Annotated in this window: 5 protein-coding genes; 1 reads left to right on the top strand and 4 read right to left on the bottom strand. The window is 71.7% G+C overall.

Annotated elements, in window-relative coordinates; all coding sequences use genetic code 11:
* Together ABZ340_RS35915 and ABZ340_RS35910 are read right to left on the bottom strand one after the other, a co-directional pair.
* A partial coding sequence (locus ABZ340_RS35915; protein ID WP_358786093.1) for a ThuA domain-containing protein occupies positions 1-1502 on the bottom strand: 1502 nt, incomplete at its 3' end.
* A 17-nt stretch (positions 1503-1519) separates the two neighbouring features.
* A complete protein-coding gene (locus ABZ340_RS35910; RefSeq protein ID WP_358786092.1) occupies positions 1520-4390 on the bottom strand; it encodes a PQQ-dependent sugar dehydrogenase in 2871 nt (956 codons plus the stop codon).
* A gap of 469 nt (positions 4391-4859) precedes the next feature.
* Between ABZ340_RS35910 and ABZ340_RS35905 the strand changes: the two genes are divergently transcribed.
* Complete coding sequence (locus ABZ340_RS35905; RefSeq protein ID WP_358786094.1) at positions 4860-6584, top strand: discoidin domain-containing protein; 1725 nt, start codon at positions 4860-4862, stop codon at positions 6582-6584.
* Positions 6585-6802: 218 nt separating this feature from the next.
* Here ABZ340_RS35905 and ABZ340_RS35900 read toward each other — a convergent pair whose 3' ends face one another.
* Both ABZ340_RS35900 and ABZ340_RS35895 read right to left on the bottom strand, forming a co-directional pair.
* The gene (locus ABZ340_RS35900; protein ID WP_358786091.1) at positions 6803-7834 is read right to left on the bottom strand and encodes a LacI family DNA-binding transcriptional regulator; all 1032 of its coding nucleotides are present in this window, start codon (positions 7832-7834) and stop codon (positions 6803-6805) included.
* Entirely contained in the window at positions 7831-8736 is a 906-nt protein-coding gene (locus ABZ340_RS35895) for a carbohydrate ABC transporter permease (protein WP_358786090.1), read from the bottom strand. Before ABZ340_RS35895 ends, ABZ340_RS35900 begins: the two co-directional genes overlap by 4 nt.
* Positions 8737-8837 lie beyond the last annotated feature (101 nt).

Genomic DNA, 8837 nt, shown 5'->3' with positions numbered 1-8837 from the left:
TCACCGGAGACCGTCCACGTCTGCGCGCCGGTTCCGTTGCAGGTCCAGATCTGCACCTTCGTGCCGTCGGCGGTCCGGGAGCCGTCGACGTCCAGACACATGCCGCCGACCCCCTTGACCGCACCCGAGCGGGGGCCGGGTTCCTGGCCGCCGCCCTGCTTGACGCGGATGTTGCGGAAGGACACCTCGTCGCCGTCGCCGTGGTTCTGGATGCCGATGTGGCCCTGGCGCAGGCTCCGCGCCGGGTCGGTGTTGGTGAAGTCGTTGACCTTGCGGCCGTTGAGGAAGATCTCCAGCCGTTCACCGGTGACGCGGAGCTCGTAGGTGTTCCACTCACCCGGCGGATTGAGCGCGGCGTCGCGGGCGGCGATGTCGGCGGACCGGAAGCCGTAGACGGCGCCGGTGGTGCGCTCGGGCGAGTCGGTGGCGTCGATCTGGATCTCGTAGCCGTTGTCGACCGCGGACCAGGGGTCGTCGGAGGCGGGGAAGCCGAGGAAGACCCCGGAGTTGTCGTCCCCGGCCGCCTTCCAGTCGAGTTTGAGGGAGTAGTCGCCGGTGAACTCCTTGGCGGAGTACCAGAGCATGCCCAGCCCGCCGTGGGAGGTGAGGGTGGCGTCCGTGAGGGTGAACCCGCCCGGCCCGGCCTGTTTCCAGCCGGTGGTGGACGAGCCGTCGAACAGGGGCGTGTAGCCGGTCTCCGGGCGGCAGTCGGCGTCGGTCGCCCCGGCGGCCCAGCGGATGCCGCCGAGCAGGTGCCGGCGGAAGGCGGGCTCGGTGTACGACTCGTCGGTGTGGCCGCCGCCGGTGTAGAAGGCCCGGCCGCCCTGGTAGTCCTTGCACCAGGCGATCGGGTGGTCGCCGGACATGTTCCCGCCCGCGTAGCTGGACTCGTCGAGCGAGGCCAGGACGCGGGCGGTGGTGCGCGGGTTGGTGCGGTAGTTGTACCACTCGTCGGTGCGCTGCCAGGTGCTGCCCAGGTGGGCGGTGGCGTCGTGCGCCCGGTCCTCCACCTCGACGGTGGCGGACTGGATGTGCGGGTGGGAGTGGAAGAGGGCGCCGGCCAGCCCTTCGTAGAAGGGCCAGTCGTACTCGGTGTCGGCGGCGGCGTGGATGCCGACGTATCCGCCGCCGCCCTGGATGTACTGCTCGAAGGCGGCCTGCTGGGCGGCGTTCAGCACGTCGCCCGTCGTCGACAGGAAGACGACCGCCTCGTACCGGGCGAGGTCGCCGGCCGTGAAGACCTGGGCGTCCTCGGTGGCCTCGACGGTGAAATTGTTCGCCGCGCCCAGCTCGCGCAGGGCCGTGACGCCGTCGTCGATCGAGGAATGGCGGAAGCCGGCCGTCTTGGAGAAGACGAGGACCTCGTACGCCGGATCGGCCGCCGCGGGGGCTTGAGCGGTGGCGGAGTGGTCCACCGCCGCGGGCAGGGCCGCGGCCTGCGGGGTCAGGCAGAGCGCGGCGCCGGCGAACAGGCCGAGGGCCGCTTTCAGGTACGTGCGCATGGACGGTCGCCTCCTTTCTACGGCAGGGTCCACTTCTGGTTGGGTCCGGTGTGGCAGGTCCACAGGTGGACCGGGGTTCCGTCGTTCCAGGTGCCGCCGGACGCGTCGAGGCACTTGCCGGACTGCGGGTTGCGGACGGTGCCGTCGGGCTGGGGTGCCCACTTCTGCGCTCCTGTGCCGTTGCAGGTCCACAGCTGGATCTTCGTACCGTCCGCGCTGCCGCCGCCCGACACGTCCAGGCACTTGCCCAGCGCCTTCAGTGTCCCGTCACCGGAGACCGTCCACGTCTGCGCGCCGGTTCCGTTGCAGGTCCAGATCTGCACCTTCGTGCCGTCGGCGGTCCGGGAGCCGTCGACGTCCAGGCACGTGCCGCCGACCCCCTTGACCGCACCCGAGCGAGGGCCGCTCCCGGAGGTGGTGAAGGAGAACTCGTCGACGTCGAAGAGCGAGCCGCTGCCGCCCTTGAAGACGAGGTACAGCGACGTCGTCCCGGCCGGCTGGCTGCCGAGTGCGGCCGTCACGTCCTGGAAGGTCTCCCAGCCGCCGGTCACCGGCACGGTCGCCGTGCCCAGCAGGGTGCCGGACGGCGATCCGGCGCGTACCTCGATGGTGCCGCCGGCGCCCGCGGAGGAGACCCGGGCGGTGAACGCGGTGGCGTTGTCGAGGGCGTACGGCGTGAAGGAGATCCAGTCGCCGCTGTCGATGTGGCCGACGGTCTTCCCGCCGTGTGCGGGGCCGTGGTCCACGACCTGGACGCCGGCGGAGGCGCCGTGGTGCTCGGCCTGCCGGTGGGTGGGCTGGGTGATGTGCTGGTCGTGCGCGGTCAGCGCGGGCTGGCCGTTCGCGCCCTTGTCGGTGTACTCGGCGTCGATGACGCCGAAGATGTTGGCGTTGGGGTCGTGCTCGCCGTCCGCCAGGGTCTGGAGGGTGCCGGTGCAGCCGGTGGCCGAGGTCTGCGGGTGGCCGTGGCTGTCGTGCCCGATGATGAAGGTGACCTTGACCTTCGAGCAGTCGACCGCGCCGTCCTCGGGGTCGGTGACCGTCACCTTGAAGGGGATCGCGGCGCCGAAGTCGTAGATCCGCCCGTCCACGGGCAGGTCCAGCCGCACGGTGGGCGCGGTGTTCCCGACCGTGATCTGCACCGAGGCCGTCGCGGATCTTCCGGTGCTGTCGGTGACCTTGAGGGTGGCCGTGTACTGCCCGTTGGCGGTGTAGGTGTGGGAGGGGTCGGCGGCGGTGGAGGTGGCGCCGTCGCCGAAGGTCCAGGTGTGGCCGATGGCGTCGCCGTCGGGGTCGGAGCTGCCGGCCGAGGAGAAGGAGACGGTCAGGGGCGCTGCGCCGGAGGTGACGTCCGCCTTGGCCTGCGCGGTCGGGGCGCGGTTGCCGGTGACGTGCTCGATGCGGTACAGGGCGGAGTTCTGGTCGCCGCTGAAGTAGCCGGTGCCGTAGTCGAGGACGTACAGGGCGCCGTCCGGACCGAAAGCCATGTCCATGACCTGGGTGCCGGACCAGGGGAAGGGGTTGACGGACTGCACGGTGCCGTCGGCGCCGGACTCGATGCGCTTGATCCAGCGGCGGCCGAACTCGCCGGCGAAGAAGTCGCCGTCGTACTCCTGCGGGAACTTCACCTCGGAGGTGGAGGCGGCGTCGTAGCGGTAGACCGGGCCGCCCATCGGGGACTCCGAGCCGGAGCCGAACTCGGGGACGGAGCCGCCGTCGTAGGGGATCCAGGCGGGCTGCGCGGGAGGCAGGTCGGTCAGTCCGGTGTTGCGTGGTGACGTGTTCTTCGGAGCGGCGCAGTCGAACGCGGCCCCCGAGGCGCCGGTGGCGAAGTCGTGGTCGACGTAGGCGTCGTTGTCGCCGGTGCAGTACGGCCAGCCGTAGTTGCCCGCCTTGGTGATCCGGTTGAACTCCACCTGCCCGGCGGGGCCGCGGGTGGGGCTCGCGGTGCCGGCGTCGGGGCCGTAGTCGCCGAGGTAGACGATGCCCGTGGCCTTGTCGACGCTCATCCGGAAGGGGTTGCGGAAGCCCATCGCGTAGATCTCGGGGCGGGTCTTCGCGGTGCCGGGCGGGAAGAGGTTGCCGCTCGGGATCGCGTACGACCCGTCGGCGTTGACCTTGATCCGCAGGACCTTGCCGCGCAGGTCGTTGGTGTTGCCCGAGGAGCGCTGGGCGTCGTAGGCGGGGTTGCGGGAGGCGCGCTCGTCGATCGGGGTGAAGCCGTCCGAGGCGAACGGGTTGGTGTCGTCGCCGGTGGACAGGTACAGGTTCCCGGCCGCGTCGAAGTCGATGTCGCCGCCGACGTGGCAGCACAGGCCGCGGGAGGCGGGCACGTCGAGGATCTTCTTCTCGGTGGCGAGGTCCAGGGTGCCGTCGGTCTTCAGGACGAACCGGGACAGCCGGTTGACCCCGTCGAAGGGGGCGAAGTCGGCGGCGGTGCCGTCGGCCAGGGCGTCACCGCCCGGCGTGCTCAGCTTGGGCGCGTAGTAGAGGTAGACGTACCGGTTGGACGAGAAGCCGGGGTCCACGGCGACGCCTTGCAGGCCCTCCTCGTCGTGGCTGTAGACGTCCAGCCTGCCGGCGACGGTGGTGGTCCCCGCCGCGTTCGTCAGCCGGACGGTGCCGTCCCGCGAGGTGTGCAGGACCGACCGGTCCGGCAGCACCGCCAGCGACATCGGCTCGCCCGTCTCGGTCACCCCCTTGGCGAGCGTGACCTGCTGGAACTCCGCGGCCGCGGCCGGTTCCGCTGCGGCCGCGGCCGGTTCTGCGGCTTCGTGGTCCGGGCCCCGGGGGTGGGCGGCGGCCGGGGACACGGGCAGCAGACAGCCGACGGCGCAGGCCGCGGCGGTCAGTAAGGTGCGGACACGTCTGTGTCCGAGCGGTCTCATGCGCACAGGGGTCTCCCATGGGTGGGTGGGATGACGACAGGTCTCTTCGGACTGCCACGAGGTGCACGGGCGCGCGCCGTCGCGCCGCCGGCCGGCCGCACTTCATGACCGGTTCATTTCAAGGAAGTTAGCGGGGTTCGTCGAACCACGTAACCCGTTTCACACAAGATCGCGGCACTTTTTCCCCGCGCGGGACAAAGTGGGGGCGGCTTCCGGCGCGCCCAGCCGCCCCAGGAGGAACGCGGCTCCGTGACCCCGGAGGCGAAGCCGCCCCACGGTCCGGGAGGACACGCGCCGGAACTGCCGTCTCCGGAGGAGCGGCTGACCCGCCACACAGGGATCACACGTTTTCTCAAGGCGAACGTAAACCCTTGACACCCCTCCCCGGCGGCAGCAGGCTCCCCCATCGAAGAGCGCTCCCCGCCCCACTCACCCCATCCCCTCACTCCGAGGAGCCGCCGTGAGTCCGATGCGCCACCGCCTGGGCCTGCTCATAGCCCTCGCGGTCACCCTGCTGTCGCTCGCCGGCATACCGGGCCCCCCGCCCGCCCACGCCGCCGACCCCCTGCTCTCCCAGGGCAGACCGGTGACGGTCTCGTCCACGGAGAACCCGTTCGCCGGCGCCAACGCCGTGGACGGCGATCCCGGCACGCGCTGGTCCAGCGCCTTCGCCGACCCCCAGTGGATCCAGGTCGACCTGGGCGCCTCCGCCAGGATCAGCGAGGTCGCCCTGAACTGGGAAGCCGCCTACGCCAAGGCGTTCCAGATCCAGGTGTCCGCCGACGCCCGCACCTGGTCCACGGTCCACGAGACCAGCGCGGGCACCGGCGGCAGTCAGCGGCTGACCGTCTCGGGGACCGGCCGCTACGTCCGCGTGTACGGCACCCAGCGGGCCACCCAGTACGGCTACTCCCTGTGGGAGTTCCAGGTGTACGGCACCCAGGACACCGGCGGCGGCCCGGACCCCGCCCCCGGCGAGAAGCTCCTGTCCTACGGCAGGACCGGCGCGGCGTCCAGCTCGCAGAACGACGGCCACTGCCGGGAGTGCGTCCCGGCCCGCGCCTTCGACCGCGACCCCGCCACCCGCTGGGCGACCAGCCCCGCCAACGGCTGGACCGACCCCGGCTGGATCTCCGTCGACCTGGGCGCGACGGCGCAGATCAGCAAGGTGGTGCTCCAGTGGGACCCCGCCTACGCCAAGTCGTTCCAGATCCAGGTCTCGGCCGACAACACCAACTGGACCCCGGTCTACTCGACCACGGCCGGCACCGGGTTCAAGCAGACCCTGGCCGTGTCCGGCACCGGCCGCTACGTCCGCGTGTACGGCACCGAGCGGGCCACCCCGTACGGCTACTCCCTGTGGGAGTTCCAGGTGTACGGCACCGGCGGAGCCCCCATCACCCCGCCCCCGCCGCCCTCCGACCCCGCCGACCCGCCCCGGCTCGTCTGGCAGGACGAGTTCGACTCCCCGGCGGGCACCAAGCCCGACCCGGCCAAATGGTCCGCGGACCCCGGCACCGGCCCCAACAACGAACTGGAGTACTACACCGACCACGACAACGTGAGCATGGACGGCGCGGGCCACCTCGTCATCGAGGCACGCAAGCAGGCCACTCCCGGCACCTCGTGCCCGGCCGACCCGCTCACCGGGAGCGGCACCTGCCAGTACACCTCCGCCCGGATCAACACCGGCAACAAGTTCGAGTTCACGTACGGCCGGGTCGAGGCGCGGATCAAGGTGCCCAAGGGCAACGGCCTGTGGCCCGCCTTCTGGATGATGGGCGCCGACTTCCTCGACGGCCGCCCGTGGCCGTACAACGGCGAGATCGACATCATGGAGGTCCTCGGAAAGGACGTGAAGACCTCGTACTCGACCGTCCACGCGCCGGCCTACAACGGCGGCGGCGGGATCGGCGCCCCCTACCGGCTTCCGGGGGACGCCGACTACTCGGACGACTTCCATGTGTGGGCCGCCCACTGGGACAGCAAGGGCATCGTCTACAGCCTCGACGGCCGGACCGTCCTCACGCTCGACAAGGCTCGGATCGAGCAGACGCGCGGTCCGTGGGTCTTCGACCACCCCTTCTACCTGATCCTCAACCTCGCCGTCGGCGGCGACTGGCCCGGACCGCCCGACGCCTCGACCCCGTTCCCGGCGCGGATGCTGGTGGACTACGTGCGGGTCTACCAGTGACGTGCCGCTCGTGACCGTCGCGGGACGGACGACTGTCGCGAAACGGACCGCGCCGGCCGTCACCGGCCGGCCGTGACCCACGCGGCCGGGACCGCCGGTCCCGGCCGCTTTGCCGGGTGGAGGCGGCCGGCGCGGTCCGTTTCGCGACGGCGCGAGCGCACGTACGCCGCCACCGGCGGGCCGGGCCGCATCCGCACGGACGGCGGGTTCCGCGTCCGCTACGTCGACCCCCGTCTGACCAGTTCCGTCGGCAGGATCACCGCCGCCGGTTCCTCCCCGCCGATCCGGGCGAGCAGCACCCGGACCATCTCGGCGCTGATGCGGTCCCAGGGCTGCCGGATGGTGGTCAGCTCCGGGCTGGCGGCGACGGCGGCGGGGGAGTCGTCGAAGCCGCCGACCGCCACGTCCTGCGGCACCCGGCGCCCCGCCCGCCGCAGTGCCGTCAGCACGCCCTGCGCCATCAGGTCGGACGCCACGAACACGGCGTCCACGTCCGGGGCCTGCGCCAGCAGCCGTTCGGCGCCCGCCTCGCCGCTGGCCCGGCTGTAGTCGCCGGAGACGATGAGGTCCTCGTCGACGGGGACGCCCGCCTCGGCGAGCACCTCCTTGTAACCGGCGAGACGCTCCACACCGCCCGGGGTGTCGAGCGGGCCGGTGACCATGCCCACCCGCCGCCGCCCCAGCGACAGCAGGTGCCGCACCATGTCGCGGGCGCCGTCCCGGTCGTCCGCCGCCACGTAACTCACCTTGGAGCCCAGCCCGATCGGCTTGCCGCACGCCACCAGCGGCACGCCCGCCGCCCGCAGTTCCTCGGCGACCGGGTCGCCGGAGTGGCTGGAGACCAGCAGCACCCCGTCGACGTGCCCGGCGGTGATGTACCGGATGATGCGCCGCCGTTCGTCGTCCGTCCCGGCCAGCATCAGCAGCAGCGGGATGTCGTGCGCGGCCAGCGCCTGGGTGCAGCCGCGCAGCAGGACGTTGAAGTTGGGGTCCTCGAAGAACCGCTCCTGCGGCTCGGTCAGCAGGAAGCCCACCGAGTCCGAACGGCCCGTGATCAGCGAGCGGGCGTGCCGGTTGACGACGTACCCCGTCTTGCGGATGGCGGCGTTGACGGCCTCCTGCGCGGCCGGGCTGACGTAGTGCCCGCCGTTGAGCACGCGCGAGACGGTGCCCCGCGAGACCCCCGCCTCGCGGGCCACGTCGTGGATCGTCGGCGGTCTGCGCCGGGCCCCCGTGTTGCTCATGGTCATGACTTTACGGCCCCGGAGAGCAGGTCCAGGCTCCAGAACCGCTGGACGACCAGGAAGAGCGCGACCAGCGGGAACACCGCGAGGAACGCGCCGGTGATCACCAGGGTGTACAGGGCGGGTGTGTTGGCGCCCTGCTCCAGCAGGGTGTGCAGGCCCAGCGTGATCGGGAACTTCTCGTCGTCGCTGAGCATGATGTACGGCAGCAGGAAGTTGTTCCACACGGCCACGAACTGGAACAGGAACACCGTCACCAGCCCCGGCAGCATCATCGGCAGGGCGATCCGGGTGAAGATCCGCCACTCGCCGGCGCCGTCCATCCGCCCGGCCTCCACCACGTCGGCGGGCACGGCCGCGGCGGCGTAGATCCGCGCGAGGTACACGCCGTACGGGGAGAGGATCTGCGGGAGCAGCACCGACAGGCGGGAGTCCGTCAGGTCCGCCTGCGCGAGCAGCAGGTACTGCGGGACGGCGAGGATCACCGGCGGCATCAGCACGCCCGCCAGCAGCACGTTGAACAGCGTCTCCCGGCCGCGGAAGCGGTACACGGCGAGCGCGTAGCCGCCGAGCGCCGACACGGCCGTGGACAGCAGGGCGCCGAGCCCGGCGTAGAGGGCGGAGTTGCCCATCCACCGCCAGTACACGCCGTCGCGGTAGGCGCTCAGCTCGGCGAGGTTGCCGGTGAAGCCCGTGCCCGGCAGGAAGGTGAAGGTGGAGAACAGTTCGCGGCCGGACTTGGTGGCGGCGACGACCACCCAGGCCACCGGCAGCAGGCAGTAGGCCGCGCCGAGCAGCAGCGTGATGGTCGGGACGAACGCGATGCGGCGGCGCAGGGGCGGGCCCTGGGCGGTGCCGGGCGTGGTGCCCGCCGCCGGCGCGGCCTTGCGGACGGCGAGGGTGCTCATCGGGCTGCCCTACCTTTCAACTCACGGGTGCACCCCAGCCATTCGTAAGGTTGTGGCACCCAGGGGGGAGGGGTGTGGCTCTCGGGCTCGCTGCCGTTGTT

This window comes from Streptomyces sp. NPDC006134, assembly GCF_040628835.1.
Classification (GTDB): Bacteria; Actinomycetota; Actinomycetes; order Streptomycetales; family Streptomycetaceae; genus Streptomyces.
Note: the sequence above shows the minus strand (reverse complement) of the source record. Positions and strands in the feature narration are given on the sequence as shown.

Excerpts from the sequence above, each read along its gene's own strand:
- ABZ340_RS35910 (WP_358786092.1), bottom strand. The coding sequence starts at position 4,390 with ATGAGACCGCTCGGACACAGACGTGTCCGCACCTTACTGACCGCCGCG.
- ABZ340_RS35900 (WP_358786091.1), bottom strand. The coding sequence starts at position 7,834 with ATGACCATGAGCAACACGGGGGCCCGGCGCAGACCGCCGACGATCCAC.
- ABZ340_RS35895 (WP_358786090.1), bottom strand. The coding sequence starts at position 8,736 with ATGAGCACCCTCGCCGTCCGCAAGGCCGCGCCGGCGGCGGGCACCACG.
- ABZ340_RS35905 (WP_358786094.1), top strand. The coding sequence starts at position 4,860 with ATGCGCCACCGCCTGGGCCTGCTCATAGCCCTCGCGGTCACCCTGCTG.